General features: G+C 59.4%; 18 protein-coding genes and 2 pseudogenes. 7 read left to right on the top strand and 13 right to left on the bottom strand.

What is annotated here, in order from left to right; genetic code table 11:
* Positions 1-89: 89 nt before the first annotated feature.
* From lpdA to ACXPVS_RS06370, 4 genes are read right to left on the bottom strand one after another with little or no spacing between them, the layout of a single operon-like run.
* Complete coding sequence (lpdA, locus tag ACXPVS_RS06385) at positions 90-1,472, bottom strand: dihydrolipoyl dehydrogenase (protein ID WP_458509164.1); 1,383 nt, start codon at positions 1,470-1,472, stop codon at positions 90-92.
* A 17-nt stretch (positions 1,473-1,489) separates the two neighbouring features.
* The gene (locus tag ACXPVS_RS06380) at positions 1,490-2,770 is read right to left on the bottom strand and encodes a dihydrolipoamide acetyltransferase family protein (protein ID WP_458509163.1); all 1,281 of its coding nucleotides are present in this window, start codon (positions 2,768-2,770) and stop codon (positions 1,490-1,492) included.
* Positions 2,771-3,829, bottom strand: coding sequence for an alpha-ketoacid dehydrogenase subunit beta (locus tag ACXPVS_RS06375; RefSeq protein ID WP_458509162.1), 1,059 nt, complete (start codon positions 3,827-3,829; stop codon positions 2,771-2,773). It abuts the gene before it with no gap.
* 1 nt (position 3,830) lies between these two features.
* Entirely contained in the window at positions 3,831-5,066 is a 1,236-nt protein-coding gene (locus tag ACXPVS_RS06370) for a 3-methyl-2-oxobutanoate dehydrogenase (2-methylpropanoyl-transferring) subunit alpha (protein ID WP_201187542.1), read from the bottom strand.
* Between the two features lie 185 nt (positions 5,067-5,251).
* On the opposite strand from ACXPVS_RS06370, the gene bkdR reads away from it, so the two are divergent.
* The gene (gene bkdR, locus ACXPVS_RS06365; RefSeq protein WP_046048920.1) at positions 5,252-5,737 is read left to right on the top strand and encodes a Bkd operon transcriptional regulator BkdR; all 486 of its coding nucleotides are present in this window, start codon (positions 5,252-5,254) and stop codon (positions 5,735-5,737) included.
* Between the two features lie 18 nt (positions 5,738-5,755).
* Here the strand turns inward: bkdR and ACXPVS_RS06360 are convergent, their stop codons facing one another.
* Positions 5,756-6,619, bottom strand: coding sequence for an MBL fold metallo-hydrolase (locus ACXPVS_RS06360; RefSeq protein ID WP_458509161.1), 864 nt, complete (start codon positions 6,617-6,619; stop codon positions 5,756-5,758).
* Between the two features lie 160 nt (positions 6,620-6,779).
* Between ACXPVS_RS06360 and ACXPVS_RS06355 the strand changes: the two genes are divergently transcribed.
* Positions 6,780-7,580, top strand: coding sequence for a sulfite exporter TauE/SafE family protein (locus ACXPVS_RS06355; protein ID WP_458509160.1), 801 nt, complete (start codon positions 6,780-6,782; stop codon positions 7,578-7,580).
* 77 nt (positions 7,581-7,657) lie between these two features.
* On the opposite strand, the pseudogene ACXPVS_RS06350 reads toward ACXPVS_RS06355, so the two are convergent.
* The 3 genes and pseudogenes from ACXPVS_RS06350 to copC form a co-directional block, all read right to left on the bottom strand.
* Positions 7,658-8,237: pseudogene (locus ACXPVS_RS06350) on the bottom strand (OprD family outer membrane porin); the annotation flags it as partial.
* A 116-nt stretch (positions 8,238-8,353) separates the two neighbouring features.
* Positions 8,354-9,214: a copper homeostasis membrane protein CopD gene (gene copD / locus ACXPVS_RS06345; protein WP_458509159.1), complete on the bottom strand. Its 861-nt coding sequence runs from the start codon at positions 9,212-9,214 to the stop codon at positions 8,354-8,356.
* A 3-nt stretch (positions 9,215-9,217) separates the two neighbouring features.
* Positions 9,218-9,583: a copper homeostasis periplasmic binding protein CopC gene (gene copC / locus ACXPVS_RS06340; RefSeq protein ID WP_458509158.1), complete on the bottom strand. Its 366-nt coding sequence runs from the start codon at positions 9,581-9,583 to the stop codon at positions 9,218-9,220.
* A 140-nt stretch (positions 9,584-9,723) separates the two neighbouring features.
* Here copC and ACXPVS_RS06335 point away from each other — a divergent pair, with 140 nt between their 5' ends.
* Complete coding sequence (locus tag ACXPVS_RS06335; RefSeq protein ID WP_458509157.1) at positions 9,724-10,344, top strand: TetR/AcrR family transcriptional regulator; 621 nt, start codon at positions 9,724-9,726, stop codon at positions 10,342-10,344.
* A gap of 42 nt (positions 10,345-10,386) precedes the next feature.
* Here ACXPVS_RS06335 and preA read toward each other — a convergent pair whose 3' ends face one another.
* From preA to hydA, 3 genes are all read right to left on the bottom strand, one after another.
* A complete protein-coding gene (gene preA / locus ACXPVS_RS06330; protein ID WP_458509156.1) occupies positions 10,387-11,661 on the bottom strand; it encodes an NAD-dependent dihydropyrimidine dehydrogenase subunit PreA in 1,275 nt (424 codons plus the stop codon).
* Positions 11,662-13,029: an NAD(P)-dependent oxidoreductase gene (locus ACXPVS_RS06325; RefSeq protein ID WP_458509155.1), complete on the bottom strand. Its 1,368-nt coding sequence runs from the start codon at positions 13,027-13,029 to the stop codon at positions 11,662-11,664.
* Between the two features lie 71 nt (positions 13,030-13,100).
* A complete protein-coding gene (hydA, locus tag ACXPVS_RS06320; RefSeq protein ID WP_458509154.1) occupies positions 13,101-14,540 on the bottom strand; it encodes a dihydropyrimidinase in 1,440 nt (479 codons plus the stop codon).
* Between the two features lie 552 nt (positions 14,541-15,092).
* Between hydA and ACXPVS_RS06315 the strand changes: the two are divergent.
* Both ACXPVS_RS06315 and ACXPVS_RS06310 read left to right on the top strand, forming a co-directional pair.
* Positions 15,093-16,576: pseudogene (locus ACXPVS_RS06315) on the top strand (NCS1 family nucleobase:cation symporter-1).
* A gap of 63 nt (positions 16,577-16,639) precedes the next feature.
* Entirely contained in the window at positions 16,640-17,911 is a 1,272-nt protein-coding gene (locus tag ACXPVS_RS06310; protein WP_458509153.1) for a Zn-dependent hydrolase, read from the top strand.
* A 91-nt stretch (positions 17,912-18,002) separates the two neighbouring features.
* Here ACXPVS_RS06310 and ACXPVS_RS06305 read toward each other — a convergent pair whose 3' ends face one another.
* Positions 18,003-18,416 (bottom strand): DUF6691 family protein, encoded by a 414-nt coding sequence (locus tag ACXPVS_RS06305; protein ID WP_458509152.1) that lies wholly within the window; start codon positions 18,414-18,416, stop codon positions 18,003-18,005.
* Positions 18,417-18,418: 2 nt separating this feature from the next.
* Complete coding sequence (locus tag ACXPVS_RS06300; RefSeq protein ID WP_458509151.1) at positions 18,419-18,853, bottom strand: YeeE/YedE family protein; 435 nt, start codon at positions 18,851-18,853, stop codon at positions 18,419-18,421.
* A gap of 299 nt (positions 18,854-19,152) precedes the next feature.
* Between ACXPVS_RS06300 and ACXPVS_RS06295 the strand changes: the two genes are divergently transcribed.
* Positions 19,153-20,649 (top strand): helix-turn-helix transcriptional regulator, encoded by a 1,497-nt coding sequence (locus ACXPVS_RS06295; RefSeq protein ID WP_458509150.1) that lies wholly within the window; start codon positions 19,153-19,155, stop codon positions 20,647-20,649.
* Between the two features lie 129 nt (positions 20,650-20,778).
* A complete protein-coding gene (locus ACXPVS_RS06290) occupies positions 20,779-21,027 on the top strand; it encodes a DUF1652 domain-containing protein (RefSeq protein ID WP_458509149.1) in 249 nt (82 codons plus the stop codon).
* The last annotated feature ends 303 nt before the right edge of the window (positions 21,028-21,330 follow it).

The raw sequence follows: 21,330 nt of genomic DNA, 5'->3' as shown, positions 1-21,330 counted from the left end.
AATACTTCATTCCGGGCCTGTTCCGCAGCCCAGAATGCGTTCCTTTGATCGTTCCCCCGCAGAGCATGGGAACGATCAGGGTGAGGCGGTTACAGATGCAACGCGTGGCCGAGGGCACGCAACGCCGCTTCTTGAACCGCTTCGCCCAGCGTCGGATGCGCGTGGATCGTGCCGGCAATGTCTTCCAGCCGTGCGCCCATTTCCAGGCTCTGACCGAACGCTGTCGACAATTCCGACACGCCCACACCAACCGCCTGCCAGCCGACAATCACATGATTGTCACGCCGCGCCACAACCCGCACGAAACCGCTTTTCGATTCCAACGTCATCGCCCGACCATTGGCCGCAAACGGGAAGCTGGAAACGATGCAGTCCAGACCCGCCGCCTTGACGTCGTCCGGGGTCTTTCCGACCACCACCAGTTCCGGGTCGGTAAAGCACACGGCGGCGATGGCAGTCGGGTTGAACTCGCGGGATTTACCGCTGATCAGTTCGGCAACCATCTCGCCCTGAGCCATGGCCCGGTGCGCGAGCATCGGTTCACCGCTCACGTCGCCAATGGCATACACGTTGCGCATGCTGGTCTGGCAGCGGTTGTCGATCTTGATCGCCGAGCCGTTCATGTCCAGGTTCAAACCTTCGAGGTTCCAACCCTGGGTGTTCGGTTTGCGGCCGACGGCCACCAGCACCTGATCGGTTTCCAGGTTCAGGGTGCCACCGTCCGGGTCAATAACTTGCAGTGTATTACCAGCAGAATCAAAGCTTTGGACGCTGTGCTTCAAGTAAAGCTTTATGCCGAGCTTTTTCAGTTCGTCATGCACAGGCTGCGTCAGTTCGGCGTCGTAGGCCGGAAGGATGCGATCCTGAGCCTCGACCACGCTGACCTCGGCACCGAGCTTGCGATAGGCAATCCCCAGCTCCAGACCGATGTAACCGCCACCGACCACGATCAGCCGTTTCGGCATGGAGGTCGGCATCAGGGCTTCGGTGGAGGAGAGGATCGGCCCGCCAATCGGCAGCATCGGCAGGTTCACGCTTTTCGAACCGGTGGCCAGCACCAGGTGCTCGCACTGAATGCGCGTGTCGCCGACTTCTACGGTTTTACCATCGATAACTTTCGCAAAACCTTGAATAACCTGGATTTTGTTCTTTTTCAGTAGCGCCGAAACGCCGGTGGTCAGGCGATCAACGATGCCGTCCTTCCACTCGACACTCTTGCTGATATCGAGCGTCGGCGCCGACACGCTGATGCCCAGCGCCGAGTGCTGGCTGTGGTGCTGCGTCTGGTGAAACTGTTCGGCGACGTGGATCAACGCCTTGGACGGAATGCAGCCGATGTTCAGGCACGTACCGCCCAGTGATTCGCCTTCCACCAGAATGGTCGAGATGCCCAGCTGACCGGCACGAATCGCCGTTACATAACCGCCGGGGCCGCCGCCGATGATCAGCAGCGTGGTGTTCAAAGTTTGCATGCCTGCTCCACTAATAATCAGTCCACAAACAGGGTGGCGGGTTGTTCGAGCAAGCCTCGAATGGCCTGGATGAATTGCGCCGCGTCCATGCCATCGACCACGCGGTGATCGAAGGAGCTGGAGAGGTTCATCATCTTGCGAATCACGATCTGGCCTTTGACGACCATCGGGCGTTCGACGATTTTGTTGACGCCCACGATCGCTACTTCCGGCAGGTTTAGCACCGGGGTGCTGACGATACCGCCCAAGGCGCCGAGGCTGGTCAGGGTGATGGTCGAACCGGACAACTCATCGCGGCTGGCCTTGCCAATGCGCGCGGCGGTGGCCAGACGGGAGATCTCGGTGGCGCTGTCCCACAGGCTGCGGGTTTCGGCGTGACGGACTACCGGCACCATCAAACCGATGTCGGCTTGGGTGGCGATGCCTACATGCACGGCGCCGAGGCGGGTGATGATCTGGGCTTCGTCGTCGTAACGTGCGTTGATTTGCGGGAAGTCGCGCAGCGCAACAACCAATGCGCGGACCAGAAACGGCAATAAGGTCAGCTTGCCGCGGGTCGCGCCGTGTTTTTCGTTCAGATGAGCACGCAGTTCTTCCACGGCGGTGACGTCGATTTCCTCGACGTAACTGAAGTGAGCGGCGCGCTGAGTGGCATCCTGCATACGCTGGGCGATCTTGCGGCGCATGCCGATGACCGGGAGGTGTTCTTCGTCGTTACGCTGGGCGTAAGCGGCGGCAGCGGTGGCAGCGGTGGATTGCGGCTGCTGACCCTGGGCCAGATAGGTATCGAGGTCTTCGTGCAGCACCCGACCGGCAGGGCCGGTGCCACGCACCAGACGCAACTGGATGCCGAGGTCCAGCGCATGTTTGCGCACGGCCGGGGAGGCCAGCGGACGCTCATCAGTATCGCGAGCGGCCATTGGGCCTTGGCATACGGCAGCTCGCGGCGCCGCAGAAACGACCGGTTTGCTTTCAACTACGGCTGCAACTTTCGGCGCCGCAACCGGCGCTTCTTTAACAGGTGCAGGCTGGGCCGACTCTTTAACGTTGCCCGCGCCTTCGACTTCAATGCTGATCAGGATGCTGCCAACCGCCATGACTTCGCCCGGCACACCGCCCAGCGCAATCACCTTGCCGTTCACCGGCGACGGGATGTCGACCATCGCTTTGTCGGTCATGACATCGGCCAGTACCTGATCTTCGACGACCATGTCGCCGACGTTGACGTGCCATACCGACAATTCAACTTCTGCAATGCCTTCACCAATGTCCGGCATTTTAATAACGTGCGTGCCCATTCAGACCTCCATAACCCGATGCAAAGCCGCGCCCACTCGGGACGGGCCAGGGAAATACGCCCACTCTTGTGCGTGCGGGTAGGGAGTGTCCCAACCGGTGACGCGTTCGATAGGCGCTTCCAGGTAGTGGAAACAGTGCTCTTGCACCAAGGCGACCAGTTCGGCGCCGAAACCGCAGGTGCGGGTCGCTTCGTGAACGATCACGCAGCGGCCGGTTTTCTTCACCGACTTGACGATGGTGTCCAGGTCCAGCGGCCACAGGCTGCGCAGGTCGATGACTTCAGCGTCGATGCCGGTTTCTTCAGCCGCCACTTGCGACACGTAAACGGTGGTGCCGTAAGTCAGGATGGTCACGTCCTTGCCGGGACGCGCGATGGCGGCCACGTCCAGCGGCACGGTGTAGTAACCGTCCGGCACTTGCGCGGCCGGGTGTTTCGACCACGGGGTTACCGGGCGATCGTGGTGCCCGTCGAACGGGCCGTTGTACAGGCGTTTCGGCTCAAGGAAGATCACCGGGTCATCGTTTTCGATGGAGGCGATCAACAAACCTTTGGCGTCGTAAGGGTTGGACGGCATGACCGTGCGCAAACCGCAAACCTGGGTGAACATCGCCTCAATACTTTGACTGTGGGTCTGGCCGCCGTAGATGCCACCACCACAGGGCATGCGCAGGGTCATAGGGGCGGTGAACTCGCCGGCCGAGCGATAACGCAGCCGGGCGGCTTCGGAAATGATCTGGTCCGACGCTGGGTAAACGTAATCGGCGAACTGGATCTCGGCCACTGGCCGCAGACCGTAAGCGCCCATGCCGACGGCGACGCCGACGATGCCGCTTTCGGAGATCGGCGCATCGAATACCCGGGAGGTGCCGTACTTGTTCTGCAGGCCTTCGGTGCAACGGAACACGCCGCCGAAGTAGCCGACGTCCTGGCCGAACACCACGACGTTGTCGTCACGCTCAAGCATCACATCCATGGCCGAGCGCAGGGCCTGGATCATGGTCATGGTGGTCGTGGTCATGGCGGCTTCCAACTCGATTTTGTTGTTGTGATCGTTCATGTCAGATCCCCAACTCTTGACGCTGGCGCTTCAAGTGCTCCGGCATTTCTTTGTAGACGTCTTCGAACATGGTCGCGGCGCTCGGAATCTGGCCGCCGGCGAGGGTGCCGTACTGCTCGGCTTCTTTCTGTGCGGCGATCACTTCGGCTTCCAGTTCGGCGCTGACAGCAACGTGTTCCTCTTCGGACCACTGACCGATTTTCACCAGGTGCTGCTTCAGACGCGCAATCGGGTCGCCCAACGGGAAGTAGCTCCAGTCGTCGGCAGGACGGTATTTGGACGGATCATCAGAAGTCGAGTGCGGACCGGCGCGATAGGTGACCCATTCGATCATGGTCGGGCCGAGGTTGCGGCGGGCGCGTTCGGCGGCCCAGGCAGAGGCGGCGTAGACCGCGACAAAATCGTTGCCATCGACCCGCAGGGAGGCAATGCCGCAACCGACGCCACGACCGGCAAACGTAGTGGCTTCACCACCGGCAATCGCCTGGAACGTGGAGATTGCCCACTGGTTATTGACCACATTGAGGATCACTGGCGCACGGTAAACGTGGGCGAAGGTGAGGGCGGTGTGGAAGTCGGATTCAGCGGTAGCGCCGTCGCCGATCCAGGCCGAGGCGATTTTGGTGTCGCCCTTGATCGCCGACGCCATGCCCCAACCCACGCCCTGTACGAACTGGGTGGCGAGGTTGCCGGAAATAGTGAAGAAGCCGAAGTCTTTGACCGAATACATGATCGGCAACTGACGTCCCTTGAGCGGATCGCGCTCGTTGGACAGCAGTTGGCAGATCAGGTCCACCAGCGGCACTTCGCGCGCCATCAGGATGCTTTGCTGGCGGTACGTCGGGAAGCACATGTCATCGACGTTCAGCGCCAGGGCCTGGCCGCTGCCGATGGCTTCTTCGCCAAGGCTCTGCATGTAGAACGACATCTTTTTCTGACGCTGGGCGACCACCATGCGGTTGTCATAGATCCGCGTCTTGAGCATGGCGCGCATGCCTTTACGCAGGATCTCGGCGGGTACGCCTTCAGCCCATGGGCCGAGGGCATTGCCCTCGTCATCGAGCACGCGAATCAGGCCTTTGGCCAGGTCGGCGGTGTCGGCCGGTTCAACGTCGATTGGGGGTTTGCGCACCGTGCCGGCGTCGGTCAGACGCAGGTAGGAGAAGTCGGTTTTGCAGCCAGGACGTCCTGATGGTTCGGGAACGTGCAGGTGCAGCGGTTCGTACGCTTGGTTCATGGCTTCTACGCTCGATCTTGTGAATTTCTTGTAGTGAGCTGACCGTCATTCTTTGATAAAAGAAATCTTGTCCTACAACAATCATAGGCCGGGCCAAGAAGAATATTTATCTCTGTTTCGTTGCGTTGGTGATCATTTGAGGATAAAAAATCTTCATAAGCACAAAAAACAGGTGGTTTTGTCTCATGCGTAAACTGGATCGTACCGATATCGGCATTTTGAACAGCCTTCAGGAGAACGCGCGCATCACCAACGCCGACCTCGCGCGCTCGGTCAACCTGTCGCCAACTCCGTGCTTCAATCGGGTCAAGGCGATGGAAGAACTGGGCCTGATTCGTGAGCAAGTGACGCTGCTGGATGCTGAGCTGCTGGGGCTGCATGTGAACGTGTTCATTCACGTCAGCCTGGAGAAACAGGTGGAGGAGGCGTTGCAACATTTCGAGGAAGCGATCTCGGATCGCCCGGAAGTGATGGAGTGCTATTTGATGGCCGGCGACCCGGACTATTTGATTCGCGTATTGGTGCCGACCATCCAGTCGCTGGAACGCTTCATGATGGATTTTTTAACCAAGGTGCCGGGGGTTGCGAACATCCGTTCGAGCTTTGCGCTCAAACAGGTGCGCTACAAGACCGCGTTGCCGCTGCCGGCGAATGGGCTGACTCTCGCCTAAGGGCAAAATCAAAAGATCTTAAAGTTTATTGATCGGAATCTTCAGGTACACCACGCCATTGTCCTCGGCCGGCGGAAAATTCCCCGCCCGCACATTCACCTGAATCGCGGGGAGCAACAGCGTCGGCATGCCCAACCCCGCATCACGCTGGGTGCGCATGGCGACGAACGCGGCTTCGTCGATGCCGTCATGAATGTGAATGTTGCTTTTGCGCTGCTCACCCACTGTGCTCATGCACTGAGGTTCGCGGCCCTCGGGCGGGTAATCGTGGCAGACATACAGTCGAACGCCGGCAGGGAAGGCCAGCAGTTTGCGAATCGAGGCGAACATCTGGCTGGCGTTGCCACCGGGAAAATCACAGCGAGCAGTGCCCACATCCGGCATGAACAGCGTATCGCCCACCAGCATCACATCACTGTCGATCAGATAGGCCATGTCCGCGGGCGTGTGGCCGGGAACATGCAGGGCCGAGGCCTTGAGGTTGCCGATCGTGAACGATTCGTCTGGCGCGAACAGATGGTCGAACTGTGAACCGTCGCTGCGAAATTCCGGCTCAAGGTTGAACAGGGTCTTGAACACGGCCTGAACCTTGCTGATTGACTGACCAATCGCAATCTTTGCGCCCAGTTCCCGACGCAGATACGGTGCTGCGGACAGGTGATCGGCATGGGCGTGGGTTTCCAGCAGCCATTGCACCTGCAGTTGGTGTTGGCGAACGAAGGCGATGATCTTGTCGGCCTGGGTGGTGGCGGTTCGCCCAGCAGCGGGGTCGTAGTCGAGCACCGGGTCGACAATTGCGCATTGGCTGCCATCGTTTTCGTAGATCACGTAGCTGAAGGTCGACGAGGCAGGGTCTAAAAAAGCTTCAATCAAGGCGGGCATGGTGGCCGTTTCTGTCTGGACAAGTCATGAGGGTAGTTTCATTTCCCCCGCGCTGACCAGCCCGCATCAATTCAATTAATGAAAAAAGCTGTGCGGGCTCTATCCTGTCAGTCATCGATACCGGGCGCTCCCGGTTTTTTTTCAGGTCACGAGTGTTTTTATGTTGCTGGCAAGTTTCTTTGGCGTGGTGATGGGGTTGGTACTCGGTTTGACCGGGGCCGGTGGCGGCATTCTTGCGGTGCCGGCGCTGGTATTGGGGTTGGGTTGGACCATGACGCAAGCCGCGCCGGTTGCACTGTTCGCGGTAGGTAGTGCGGCGGCGGTCGGTGCCATTGACGGGTTGCGCCATGGGCTGGTGCGCTACCGCGCCGCGTTGCTGATTGCCCTGCTGGGGGCGATTTTTTCGCCGATCGGCATCTACTTCGCCCATCAGTTGCCGGAAAAAATCCTGATGATTCTGTTCAGCCTGCTGATGGTCATGGTGGCCTGGCGGATGCTGCGTCGTGAGCGCCAGGACGAAGGTCCAAGCGACCACGGGCATGCCAACTGGGGCCAGAAAAACTGCATGCTCGATCAGCAGACCGGGCGCTTTTCCTGGACCGCCAAATGCACCGCGACCCTCGCGGCACTGGGCGCGGTGACCGGAGTGGTCTCCGGGTTGCTCGGGGTGGGCGGCGGCTTCCTGATCGTCCCGGCGTTCAAGCAGCTGACGGATGTGCAGATGCGCGGAATCGTCGCCACTTCCTTGATGGTGATCAGTCTGATCTCGTTGACAGGTGTCATCGGCGCGCTCCATGCGGGAGTGTCCATCAACGCCACCGGCGCCGCGTTCATCGTCGCGAGCATTGTCGGGATGCTGATTGGCCGACGGATGTCTTCCCACGTACCAGCCCGTGGGTTGCAACTGGGATTCGCCAGTGTTTGCATGGTAGTGGCGGGTTATATGTTGCTCAGGGCATAAGCTCGAGGTGGTTTCAGCGGGTGGTAGTGCAGGCTCAGATCCAGCTTCTGCTTGAGGTGGAGGATCTGACAATATTTGTGGCGGTTATCGCCGCTGATGTAACGGTTCATCATTGTCAGGCCGGGAATGCCGAGCGCCACAAAATTGTAGTCGTGGCGCAACTGCCAGGACCTTTCCTTGCCGATGAAGTAGCCAAGGAGGGCGCCGAGGGTCCAGTCGCCGATGGGCTGGCTGTGGCTCAGGTTGAAATACTGCTGCTGATAAATGTCGCTGAGTTGCGCGTACCAGACGCCGACCTGGGTGCGCTTGTCGTTGAACGCATATTCACTGCCGCCAAAGTTGAAACGGTCGGAGGTGAAGGCGGTTTTGCCGTTCATGAACATGTCATCCATGCTCGTATCGTTACGCGGGCTGTTGGCGCGGAACTGGCCACCGTAGAGCGTCAGGCCGCTGATTTCGGAGGACGTTATCTGACCGCCACGGAAGGTTTGCGGCAGAGAGCGCGTCATCATGAATCGGCAGCAACGTAGTACCGCGCGTGCCTTTGCCTCCGTCGAGTTGTTCCGAGTACGGGCCCGGCACATCCATGCCGAAACCGACGGAGCCGTGGGTGAACCCGGATTTGGCGTCGAGGATGAAGCTTTGCGTCCACTCCTTCGGCATGACTGGTCATGGGCAGGACGAGGACCAGGCTGCTGCAACCGATCAGGCTCAGCGTGGAACGGGGAATGTCAATCAGAGGTTGTACGGTGACTTTGCGATTGAACCCGGTCTCAGCCCGCGATCATCGGAGGCAAGGTGCCCAGCAACGAGACGGCGGCCACTGCGCCCATACCCAGCAGCCACTCCAGCACCACACTGGCGCGCAATGTGCTCAGACGTTGCTCGCAGTTGTTGATCCGCAGCCGATTGAACAGCGCCAGCCCCAGCATCGTGGCGACCAGCACAACCTTGATCAACAGAATCAGCGCAAACCCGGACAGTAACGGCGTCGGCCAGAATTGCCCAGTGAGTACCCGCACGTTGATCAATCCGGTCATCACCAACCCCGCCACCAATACGTAACCAACGCCGCTGAAACGTTGCAATGTCACTTTGATGGAATGCTCTTGCGGTTGCTGCAGGATCATCACCAACAACATCAAGCCACCGAGCCAGGCGCCGACGCAGCTCAGGTGAATGATTTGATTGAGGATCAGCAATTGGCCGTTGAGGCCGTCGAGCATGGCACCGTGGCCGACCGGGGCGAGGGTGGCCAGCAGCAGGCTGGCGAGGCCGATTCGCAGGGGCAGGTTTGAACGCAAGGGCGTCAGCAGCAGCGCTACCAACAACGCATTGAGCAGCAAGTGCCAGCGCCAGACCTGCCCGAACAACGTCTTGTCCAGCACCCGTTCCAGGGTCGATGGATCGAATGCGGCGTCCCACGAACCGGCCATGCTGGCGGTGATCAACAGCAACCAGCTAACGCCAGTGACCAACGCCACCGCCGCCAGCCAGCGGCTTGTTTTTGTCAGTCGCTGATCCAGATGTCCAGCGTCGCCATTGAGCAGCAGCGGCCTGAAGACCCATGCCCCGAACAACATCAGCACGACGGTGAAATGCACAAAGCGGCAAAGCAACATTGCGCTCGTCATGAATTACTGGCCAACGTTGAAGCTATAGGCGCCTTCACTTTTGTGGGTGTCGACCGACACCGCGTGCCATTCGACTTTGTAAGCACCCGCTGTCAACGGTGAGGCCGGGGTTACGATCAGGGTTTTCTTGTCGCGGCCTTCGGTGGCGAGGCTCTTCACCGGTACGTTGCTGCCGACTTTGCTGATCGTGACCTTGGAAAAGGTCGCTTCAACGCCTTCGGAAAACACCAGGCGCAGTTCCGACGGCGCGCTCACCGTGCTGTCGGCGGCTGGGGTCTGGTCTTTCAGATGGGGGTGGGCAAACACCGATGAAGCGGCGAACAGCGAGCCGAGCAGGGCGCCGGTGGCCAGGGTTTTCTTGAGCAGCATCGTGGAAGACCTCTGAGGCGGGTTCGAAAAGGCGCTCAGTTTACCTGCGAGACGCAGGGTGTACGACGTTTCGTTTTCCCTTGTCGCCGCGAGGTAGAGCGGATGCTAGTCTTGAGCAACGCTGTTGTCAGGGAGCCCTCATGGGCAATCACAAGATCGAGATTCGTCGCAGTAACGTCGAGAAAATTCTGTTGGGGGCCGAAAAGGTTTTCGCCGAAAAAGGTTATGGCAGCACCGCCATGGCCGACATCGCCGCCGAAGTGCAACTGCCGCGCTCCAACCTGCATTACTACTTCAGCACCAAGAGTGAGCTGTACAGCGCCGTGCTGTTGGGTTTGCTGGAAGTGTGGAAACAGGACGCCCTGTGCTTCGAGATGTTCGACGACCCGCGCGTGGTACTCAGCAGTTACATACGCGCCAAGATGAACCACTCCCGCAGCCGGCCTTATGGCTCAAAAGTCTGGGCCAACGAAATCATCCATGGAGCACCGACCCTCGGTGAGAAGCTGGACGTGAGTCTGTACGACTGGGCCAAGATGAAAGAAGCGAAAATTCGCCAGTGGGTGGATGACAAACGCATCCTGCCGGTGGAACCTTCGAGCCTGCTGTACATGATCTGGGCGTCGACCCAGCACTACGCCGACTTTGATCATCAGGTGAGTATTCTGAATGATCATCAACCGTTGTCGGACATGCAGTTTGAGCGGGCGGTGCAGACGGTGACGAGTGTGATCTTGCGGGGGATCGGGTTGGAGCCCTAATTCGATCGTTCCCACGCGCAGTGGGAACGATCAGTCAATCAGTCAGGTAGCGACGTGATACGGGTTTCTCGGATCATGATTCCAATCCAGAAACGGCTTGCCCGTATCCATCGGCACCATCTCAATACAATCCTGCACCGGGCAGGTGATCTGACACAGATTGCACCCCACGCACTCATCATCAATCACTTCATATTTGTGCGTCCCGTCCGCCTGCTTAAGGCTGGCAACCGCTTGGTGAGATGTGTCTTCGCAAGCAATGTGGCAGCGACCGCAACCAATGCACGCCTCCTGGTCAATCTTGGCAATCACCTGATAGTTAATGTCCAGGTACTTCCAGTCCGTGGTGTTGCCTACCGCACGCCCGGAAAACTCTGACACGCTGGCGTAGCCCTGACTGTCCATCCAGCGTGACAACCCGTCCTTCATTTCCTCGACAATCCGGAAACCATGCAGCATCGCCGCCGTGCACACCTGCACCGAGCCGCTGCCCAGCGCAATGAACTCCGCCGCGTCGCGCCAGCTGCTGATGCCGCCAATGCCGCAGATCGGCAGGCCTTGTGTCTGTGGGTCGCGGGCGATTTCGGCGACCATGTTCAGTGCGATCGGCTTCACCGCCGAACCGCAATAACCGCCGTGCGTGCTTTGGCTACCCACGGCGGGATTGGCGACCATGCGCTCCAGGTTGACGCTGGTGATCGAGTTGATCGTGTTGATCAGCGACACCGCATCCGCACCCCCACGATGGGCCGCGCGGGCGGCGACGCGAATGTCGGTGATATTCGGCGTGAGCTTGACGATCACCGGCAGCGAGCAGTACGTCTTGCACCAACGGGTAACCTGCTCGACGTACTCCGGCACCTGGCCGACCGCCGCGCCCATGCCGCGCTCCGGCATCCCATGCGGGCAACCGAAGTTCAGTTCGATGCCGTCGGCGCCGGTGGCTTCCACCAGCGGCAGGATGTATTTCCAGGATTCTTCGACGCAGGGCACCATCAGCGACACAATCAGTGCACGGTCCGGCCAGTCCTTTTTGACCTGAGTGATTTCCCGCAGATTGATTTCCAGCGAACGATCGGTGATCAGCTCGATGTTGTTGAAGCCCACCACTTCGCGGTTGGCACCGAAGTGCGCCGAGTAACGCGACGATACGTTGACCGCCGCCGGGTCTTCACCCAGGGTTTTCCAGACCACGCCTCCCCAGCCGGCCTCGAAGGCGCGAACCACGTTGTAGGCCTTGTCGGTGGGTGGCGCGGAGGCGAGCCAGAACGGATTGGGGGCTTTGATGCCAGCGAAGACAATCGAGAGATCGGCCATTTACGCAGCCTCCACGTTGAGCATGAGTTGGGCGTTGATGGCCTCGGCGGCCCGTTTACCGTGCTGCACGGCTTGCACGGTGAGGTCCTGATCGAGACTGGTGCAGTCGCCGCCGGCGTACACGCCGGGGATGCTGGTGCGCAGGTTTTCGTCCACTTGAATCCGCTCACCCTGGCGCTCGAGTTCACGGGCCAGCGGATCGGCGAGGGCGCTGGCGTCGAAGGCCTGGCCGATGGCTTTGAAGATCGCATCAGCGGCCAGTTCGAAGGTGTCGCCGGTGGTTTTCAGGCGACCTTCGACTAAGCATGTACGGGCGAAGCGCATGCCGCGTACTTGGCCTTGATCATTGAGTAGCACTTCTTCAGGTTGGGCCCAGGTCAGCAGCCGCACCTGATTGGCTTTGGCGATGTCCTGTTCGTGACCTGTCGCGCCCATTTCATCGAGACCGCGGCGGTACACCAGATTCACATCACGCGCCCCGAGGCGAGCCATTTGCACGGCCATGTCGATGGCGGTGTTGCCGGCGCCGAGGACGATGCAGTGATCGGCCAGCGGCAGTTGCGTCAGGTCATCGGCCTGGCGCAGTTCGCGGATGTAGTCGGTGGCGGCGAGCAGGCCGGGCGCTTCTTCGTGGGCCAGTCCCAGTTGTTTACTGGCGTTCAAGCCGAGACCGAGGAACACCGCATCGAATTGCTGATGCAGCTCGCTTAAGGTCAGGTTTTCTCCAAGTTTTTGCCCGTGGCGGAGGTCGATCCCGCCGATTTCCAATAGAAACTCAAGCTCCTTCTGCGCGTAGTCGTCCACCAGTTTGTACTTGGCGATCCCGTACTCGTTGAGGCCTCCAGCCTTTTCCCGGGCCTCGAAAATCACCACGTCATGACCATGCATGGCACTGCGGTGAGCACAGGACAAACCGGCCGGGCCGGCGCCAACCACGGCGATGCGCTTGCCGGTTGATGCCGCACGGGTGAAGGGGTGCTCGCTGAAGTGTGCGTTGTCTACGGCGTAACGCTGCAACAGGCCGATCAGCACGGGTGCGCATTCATGGTCGTTGTTGCGCACACAGGCTTGCTGGCAAAGCACTTCCGTTGGGCACACCCGGGCGCAACTGCCGCCGAGGATGTTCGCCGAGAGGATTTTTTGCGCGGCGCCCTGAACGTTTTCCTGATGGATATTGCGGATGAACGACGGAATGTCGATCTCGCTCGGGCAGGCATTCACGCACGGCGCGTCGTAGCAGTACAGGCAACGCGAGGCTTCCAGATGGGCCTGACGGTCGTTGAGCGGTGGCGCCAGATCGGTGAAATGGCCGGCTAGGGCGGCCGCATTTTCGTGCGGATGCGGGAGGTGATTCAGGGTCTTGATCACGGTGTTGGCCTCACGGTTTTTGAGGTGCTGCCTCTGATGGGCAGAGCGTGGGTACGATCGGGTGTACGGCGTCAGCGTTTCACGGCAACAGGCTTGTTCATCTCAGCCCGCTTGCTCAGCAAATCAAACACCGCCGGATACGCCGGCCGCTCGATATACCGCCCGGCACCACGCTCGGCCCGCAAATCACCCTCGGCCCATACCACCCGGCCCTGGCTGACGGTGTGGCTCGGCACACCGCGCACGGTCTTGCCTTCGAAGATGTTGAAGTCCACTTGCTGATGGTGAGTCTTCGCCGAAATCGTCCGCGTACCTTGCGGATCCCACAGCACCAGATCCGCGTCCGCACCGACGCGAATCGCCCCTTTTCGCGGGTAAAGGTTGAAGATTTTTGCGGTGTTGGTGGAGGTGAGCGCCACGAAGTGCTGCATCGACAAGCGCCCAGTGTTCACCCCTTCATCCCAGAGCACCGCCATGCGGTCTTCGATACCGGCTGTGCCGTTGGGGATTTTGCTGAAGTCGTCACGGCCAGCCGCTTTTTGTTCGGCGCAGAAGCAGCAATGGTCGGTGGCGGTGGTGTGCAGATTGCCCGATTGCAGGCCGTGCCACAGGGCTTCTTGATGGCCGCGCGGACGGAAGGGCGGGCTCATCACGTAACCGGCGGCGGTCTGCCAGTCCGGGTGTTGGTAGACGCTGTCGTCCAGCAGCAGATGCCCGGCCAGGACCTCGCCGTAGACTTGTTGGCCCTTGCTGCGGGCGTAGGTGATTTCATCAAGGGCTTCCTTGGTCGAGACGTGCACCAGGTACAGCGGCGTGCCCAGGGTTTCGGCGATGCGGATCGCCCGACTGGCCGCTTCACCTTCCACCTGCGAAGGGCGCGACAACGGATGCGCTTCAGGGCCGGTCATGCCTTGGGCCATCAACTTGCGTTGCAGGTGATAGACCAGATCGCCGTTTTCCGCATGCACGGTCGGCACTGCGCCCAACTCCAGGCAGCGCTCGAAACTCGCTACCAGGGTGTCGTCGGCGGCCATGATCGCGTTCTTGTAGGCCATGAAGTGCTTGAAGCTGTTGACCCCGTGCTGGCTGACCAGCTCGGCCATCTCCTCGCGGACCTGTTCGCTCCACCAGGTAATCGCGACGTGGAAACCGTAATCCGACGCCGATTTCTCGGCCCAACCGCGCCACTGATGAAAGGCTTCCATCAAGGATTGCTGCGGGTTGGGAATCACAAAGTCGATGATTGACGTCGTGCCACCGGCAAGTCCTGCCGCAGTCCCGCTGAAGAAGTCTTCACTGGCCACCGTGCCCATGAAGGGCAGTTGCATGTGCGTGTGCGGATCGATGCCGCCGGGCATCAGGTATTGGCCGCTGCCGTCGAGCACTTCGGCACCCGCCGGAACATCAAGATTTTCGCCGATGGCTTTGATCACGCCGTCGGCGCAATAGACGTCGGCGCGATAACTTTCATCATGGGTAATAACGGTGGCGCCACGGATCAACAGAGACATTCCGAGTTCCTCGCAGGCAATGACCGACTTGTGCCGGTTCTAAATGTTTTATATGAAGCTGACGCAAACAGGTGTAATCCTGTCAGCACTGTCAGGAATAAACGCTAGTCTGAGTTTAAGGATTGAGCAAGAATATTTTTTATAAGCTTATATTTGTTTTAAGTAATTGATAATTAACGATTAAAACTGATACTCACCAAAATGGTGAGGCCTCTCACCATTTTGACGCACTTGACAGGTTGTAAAAATAGACGAGATTTCTTATGTGAAATCAGCCGCTTGAGGATGGTCTATGGTTGATGCGTTATGTTGAGAAAAAGTGGCATGCACCAGATTGAGTCCTGACGGTTCGGACAACTTGCCTGGCATTTGGCCTGAGTGAACAAGCAAGTAACCGGTGACTCATCGGCTGTATAAATAAAACTGATAAACATCAGTTGGTTACAAGATTTTTATGGAACTGCCCGATGCGCAAAGGGGGTGCCCGGCACGTTTGTTGATGCCGCCAGCCTCTGATGAGCAAAAAATAATTCAAAGAACAGTGGAGCGGCCATGCAACAGATCACATCGCAAGTGACCGAGCGCGACGGCTTGTTTGAGCTCGAAGCCGGCACCGACGTCCTCGACAGCCCTCGTTATAACCACGACATGGCACCGACGAAGGTGCACGAACGAACCTGGAACAAATGGCACATCACCGCATTGTGGGTCGGCATGGCGATCTGCGTGCCGACCTACACCCTCGGCGGCGTGCTCACCGTGTATTTCGGCCTGAGCGTCGGTGAAGCGCTGCTGGCGATTCTGTTCGCCAACATCATCGTACTGATCCCGCTGACCCTGAACGCCTTTCCCGGTACCAAGTACGGCATTCCGTTTCCCGTGTTGTTGCGTTCGTCCTTCGGCATCCTCGGTTCGAACATTCCCTGCCTGATCCGGGCGCTGGTGGCGTGTGGCTGGTTCGGCATTCAGACGATGTTTGGCGGACTGGCCATTCACCTGTTTCTGGGCTCGGTGTTCGAGGGTTGGAAATCCCTCGGGGTACCGGTGAAGTGATCGGGTTCATGGTGTTCTGGGCCTTGAACCTGTGGGTGGTGATTCGCGGCGCGGACTCGATCAAATGGCTCGAAACCCTCTCTGCACCGTTGTTGGTGCTGGTGGGCGTGGGGCTGCTGGTATGGGCGATGCCGAACGTGTCGATGACCGAGTTGCTGGCGATCCCGGCCAAACGTCCGGAAGGCGCGAGCGTGGTCAGTTACTTTGCGGCCGGGCTGACCGCCATGGTCGGGTTCTGGGCCACCTTGTCCCTGAACATTCCGGATTTCAGCCGCTATGCGAAAAGCCAGAAGGATCAGATCATCGGGCAGATTATCGGCTTGCCCCTGACGATGTTTCTGTTTGCTTCCCTTGGCGTGGTGATGACGGCCGCCTCGGTAAAACTGGTGGGCGTCACCGTCTCCGATCCGGTTACCTTGATTGGTCATATCCAGAGCCCGGCCTGGGTCGCACTGGCCATGGCGCTGATCATCATCGCCACGCTGTCGACCAACACAGCGGCCAACATCGTTTCGCCGACCAACGATTTCCAGAACGTCGCGCCCAAGGTCATCAACCGCACCAAAGCGGTGATGCTCACTGGCTTGGTCGGCTTGGCGCTCATGGCCCATGAACTGTTGAAGAAGCTCGGTTTGATTGTCTCGGACGTAAGTCTGGATACGGTGTATTCCAACTGGCTACTAGGCTATTCGAGCCTATTGGGCCCGATTGCCGGAATCATGGTAGTGGACTATTTCCTGATCAAAAAACAGCAACTGGACTTGGCCGGCCTCTATCGCGATGACGTTTACCCCGCGTGGAACTGGTTTGGGTTTGTTGCCTTTGGAGTGCCGGTGGTGCTGACGCTGCTGTCGCTCGGGAATGATGCATTCAGCTGGTTCTACAGCTACGGCTGGTTTACCGGCTCGGCACTTGGCGGGCTGATTTATTACGGGTTGTGCTCAATGCGCCCCAGCCCATCAATCGCGAAAACTGCGGTGTGACGGCCTCAATTTCATCGATGCATTGCCTGAAAAAATTCATAAGAACTGCCTGAGGAGATCATCATGAACGCTGCCGTAGACGTTCTGCAGTCCACCCATCAGCACATCAACCGCGATCGCTTGTGGCAGTCGCTCATGGACCTGGCCAAGCTCGGCGCCACGGTCAAGGGCGGCGTCTGTCGCCTGGCCCTGACCGACCTCGACCGCCAGGCCCGCGACATTTTCGTCAACTGGTGCGAGGAGGCCGGTTGCACCGTCAGCATCGACGCTGTCGGCAACATCTTCGCCCGCCGCCCAGGCCGCAACCCGAACCTGCCACCGGTGATGACCGGCAGCCACATCGACACCCAACCCACCGGCGGCAAGTTCGACGGCTGCTTCGGCGTACTGGCAGGCGTCGAAGTGCTGCGCACCCTCAATGACCTGGGCGTGGAAACCGAAGCACCGCTGGAAGTCGTGGTCTGGACCAACGAGGAAGGCTCACGCTTTGCTCCGTGCATGATGGGCTCCGGCGTATTTGCAGAAAAATTCACCCTTGAAGAAACCCTGGCCAAGGTCGATGCCGAAGGCGTTACCGTGGGTGAAGCCTTGAACGCCATTGGTTATGCCGGCGAGCGCAAGGTCAGCGGCCATGCCGTCGGCGCCTATTTCGAGGCCCATATCGAACAAGGCCCGATCCTCGAAGACGAACGCAAAACCATCGGCGTGGTGATGGGCGCCCTCGGTCAGAAGTGGTTCGACCTGAAACTGCGGGGCGTCGAAGCCCATGCCGGCCCGACGCCGATGCACCTGCGCAAGGACGCCCTGGTCGGCGCTTCGGTGATCGTCGGGGCCGTCAACCGCGCCGCGCTCGCTCATCAACCCCACGCCTGCGGCACGGTCGGCTGCCTGCAAGCCTATCCCGGCTCACGCAACGTCATCCCCGGCGAAGTGCGCATGACCCTGGACTTGCGTCATCTGGAACCGGCGCGGCTGGACTCGATGATCGCCGAAGTGCGCGATGTCATCGAAACCACCTGCGAGGAGCACGGCCTGACCTTCGAACTGACACCCACCGCTGACTTCCCGCCGCTGTACTTCGACAAAAGCTGCGTGGAGGCGGTACGCGGCGCCGCCCAAGGCCTGGGTCTGTCGAACATGGACATCGTTAGCGGAGCAGGGCACGACGCAATCTTCCTCGCCGAACTCGGCCCGGCGGGAATGATCTTCGTACCGTGCGAAGGCGGCATCAGCCACAACGAAATCGAAAACGCCGCGCCGGATGATCTGGCGGCCGGGTGTGCGGTGTTGTTGCGGGCGATGCTGGCGGCATCGGCGGCGATTGCCAACGGATAATTGGCGGCTTGAAACGCAAAAAATCGTAGCCTTCGACAATGACAGCGTCGCCGAAGACTACGACCTCTAGACATTGACCTGGCGAGGTGAATTAACGACGCGCTTGCAACATGCTGAATATCAACATCCCCGTCAGCATAGCGATGGCAAACACCCACGCCTGCCAATGCCCCGTCGGCAACAGCACCAGCGCCGGCCCGGGGCAGATCCCCGCAATGCCCCAACCGACCCCGAACAGCAGGCTGCCACCGATCAAGCGTCGATCGAGTTCTCGACTGACCGGCAATTGCATTGGCGCCCCCAGCAACGACGTGGATTGTTTCATGGCCCAGTGAAACGGCACCCAGGCCACGGCAATCGCCCCGATCATGACCAACCCCAAAGAGGGGTCCCACACACCGGTTATATCGAGAAACCCCAGCACTTTGGCCGGGTTGGCCATGCCGGCCAACAGCAGGCCGATGCCGAACAACAGGCCAGCAAGGAAAGCCGTGAGTTTTTTCATGTTCAAACCCCCAGCAGATGGCGTAGGACAAACACAGTCACAAAGCCCGCGCACATGAAGCTCAGCGTCGCGACGATGGAGCGTGGTGAAAGCCGCGAAATACCGCACACCCCGTGGCCACTGGTGCAACCAGCGCCATAGCGGGTGCCGATCCCGACACACAATCCGGCGACGATCAGCCCCACGGTACCGGTCTTGAATTCAATGGTTGGCCACACCTGAAACAGCGCCCACAACAGGGGGGCCGCCAGCAGTCCGAGGATGAATATGGCTTTTTCGCCTCTCCCCGAATCACCTGGCGCTAGCAGACTGCCGAGTAATCCGCTAATCCCGGCAACCCGTCCATTGGCCACGACCATCACGCTCGCCGCCAAGCCGATCAACGCACCGCCTGCCAACGCAGACCAAGGCGTGAAGTGCAGCGTATCCAGCATCATGGCAACTCTCCAGGCAGTAAAGGGACAGCATTAAATCACTCTTTGACTTGAGCCTAGGCCAGCCGCAGCGAGAAGGTAGTACGACCAAAGATAAAAGCCTTTGTCCGCGTCACCAGCGAACGGCTGGGCCGCTTGGTCGTCTGGCCGCCTGGCTGAACACGGCGTGCTCCCGTCACTGCATCGATCTGCTGCGCTCGGCTTACAAATCGAGGGCTGTTTACAACAACTATCCAACCCCCCCGCGGTCGTAAGCTTCACAGGGCGGCGCATGAAGGCGCCGCCGTACGCGTGGAGAGCCAATGAGCCAGGACGTCCTGACCACCGAAACCAATCGCCGTCAGTTGCAGCAGATTATCGCCGGCCTGTCCGATGGGGTGATTCTGCTGGAGCTCGACCAGACCCTTCTCTGGGCCAATGACGCCGCGTTGGCCATGCACGGCGTCGGGCAACTCAGCGAACTGGGGGCGAATGCCAAGGAGTACACCAAGCGCTTCGCCTTGCGTTATCGCAATAATCATCCGGTTCAGGCCGACAATTATCCGATCAGCCGCGTCGCCCGAGGCGAAACCTTCAGTGATGTGTTGGTTGAGGTGACACCGGCGGACGACGAATCGCGCACCTGGGTCCACAGCGTGCGTAGCAGGGTGTTGGCCGACAGTGCTGGTGAGCCAGAGTCGCTGGTGCTGATCATGAACGATGTCACCGAGTGGGCCGGCGCCGAACAGCGTTTCGAAAAAACCTTCAATGCCAACCCGGCCCCGGCGGTGATCTGTCGCCTCAGCGATTTTCGCTACATCAAAGTCAACCCGGGCTTCCTGGAGATGACCGGCTATGCCCGTGATCAGGTGATCGGCCGTACGACCTATGAACTGGACGTACTGGAGGGTGTGGAAAACAAAGACCTGGCCAAGCAGCGTTTGCGTGAAGGGGCAACCATTGCGCAGATGCAGGCTCAGTTGCAGTTACACGACGGTGGCAGCAAGCAGGTGATCGTCGCTGGTCAGCCCCTTGAGCTGAACGACGAAGCCTGCATGCTGTTTTCCTTCGTCGATATCGAGCGTCGGCATAAGGCCGAAGTCGCCCTGCGCCAGAGCGAGGAACGCTTCGCCAAGGCATTTCGACTGACACCGGTGCCGATCCTGGTGTGCAACGCCGGCGATCAGGTGGTGATGGACGTCAATGAAGCCTTCCTCGATACGCTGGCGTATCGCCGTGAAGAAATGCTTGGAAAATCGGTGACGCAGATCGATTTTGTCGATGACACAGGCGTTCGCTCGCGCCTGTTTGCGGCGCTGGAAAAAACCGGAAGCGTGGATCGTGTTGATGTTCGGGTACGCAAGAAAGGCGCCGGGCTGATCGACTGTGCGGTATCGGCCGACACCGTGAACATTCAGGACAGTCCCTGCTACCTGCTGGTGTTTATGGACATCACCGAACGTAAGCGTACGGAGCTGGAGTTGGTGTCGGCGATCGAAGAGGTGATGAAAGACGCCTCCTGGTTCAGCCGCACGCTCATCGAGAAGCTCGCTAACGTGAAAAACGTCAATTCGCCGCAGTTGCTTAGCGTGTCTTTCACCGACCTGAGCGTTCGTGAGCGCGAGGTGCTCGGCTTGATCTGCGAAGGCCTGGCCGACAAGGAAATCGCCGCGCGGCTCAAGCTCGCGCCGAACACGGTGCGCAACCATGTGTCGACGGTGTATTCCAAGCTCGACGTTCACAGTCGTAGCGAGGCGATTGTTTGGGCTCGCGAGCGCGGTTTGTTCTCCAGCGAGTGGCGGCCCAAGGCCCAGCGTTAGGTGCAAATGCACTACTCAAGGGGGTGCAAATTCATGTTCTGGCCGGGCGCGGCAGTTCTTAGGCTGTCAGGGTGCGATACAGGTCTTCGGGTATCGCCTCCCTTTCAAAACAGCGACAGGAACCGCGGGATGACGTATGTGGCGCAATTGCGGATGGAACTGGAGCGGAGCTTTTCGCCGTTGGCCTGTGAGTGCAATGTGACGGGTGATCATTCTTTGACGATGAAGCTCTATCATCCGGTGTCGGGACAGGTGGATCTGGTGGTCAGTGGGTTGAGCGTGGCCAACCTCAGAACGCCGGAGGCGGTGGCAGCGTTGATCGAAGAGCTGCGTTATGAACTTGAAAGCAACACCTTGAATCGTCGCGAGACGTCCTAGGAACTCTCGGGTTTTGCCGGCGGTCGTATAAAGAATACGAGAGTATTTTTCTGTGACCGGTCCGCGGGTTCGCGGTAAAGCAGTTAGGTCGCGCAAATATGTCGATCACTTACCGCGGATCAACCGATGAAAAGTCTTGGGAAACGCATTTTTGCAACGTTGTCGTTCGCACTCTGGATAGCGATTCTGGGCGGTTGTGCGAGTCCTCCACCGCCACCTCCCGCGGCGCCGCCTCCAGCCCCTGTGCGCACTTGCCAAACCACTGAAAACACTGAAGTGCAAGGCGAGATGAGGGCTGAAGGG

The organism is Pseudomonas sp. Ma2-10 (assembly GCF_054330215.1).
The sequence above is the reverse complement of the archived record's forward strand: the minus strand, read 5'-3'. Positions and strand labels throughout refer to the sequence as shown.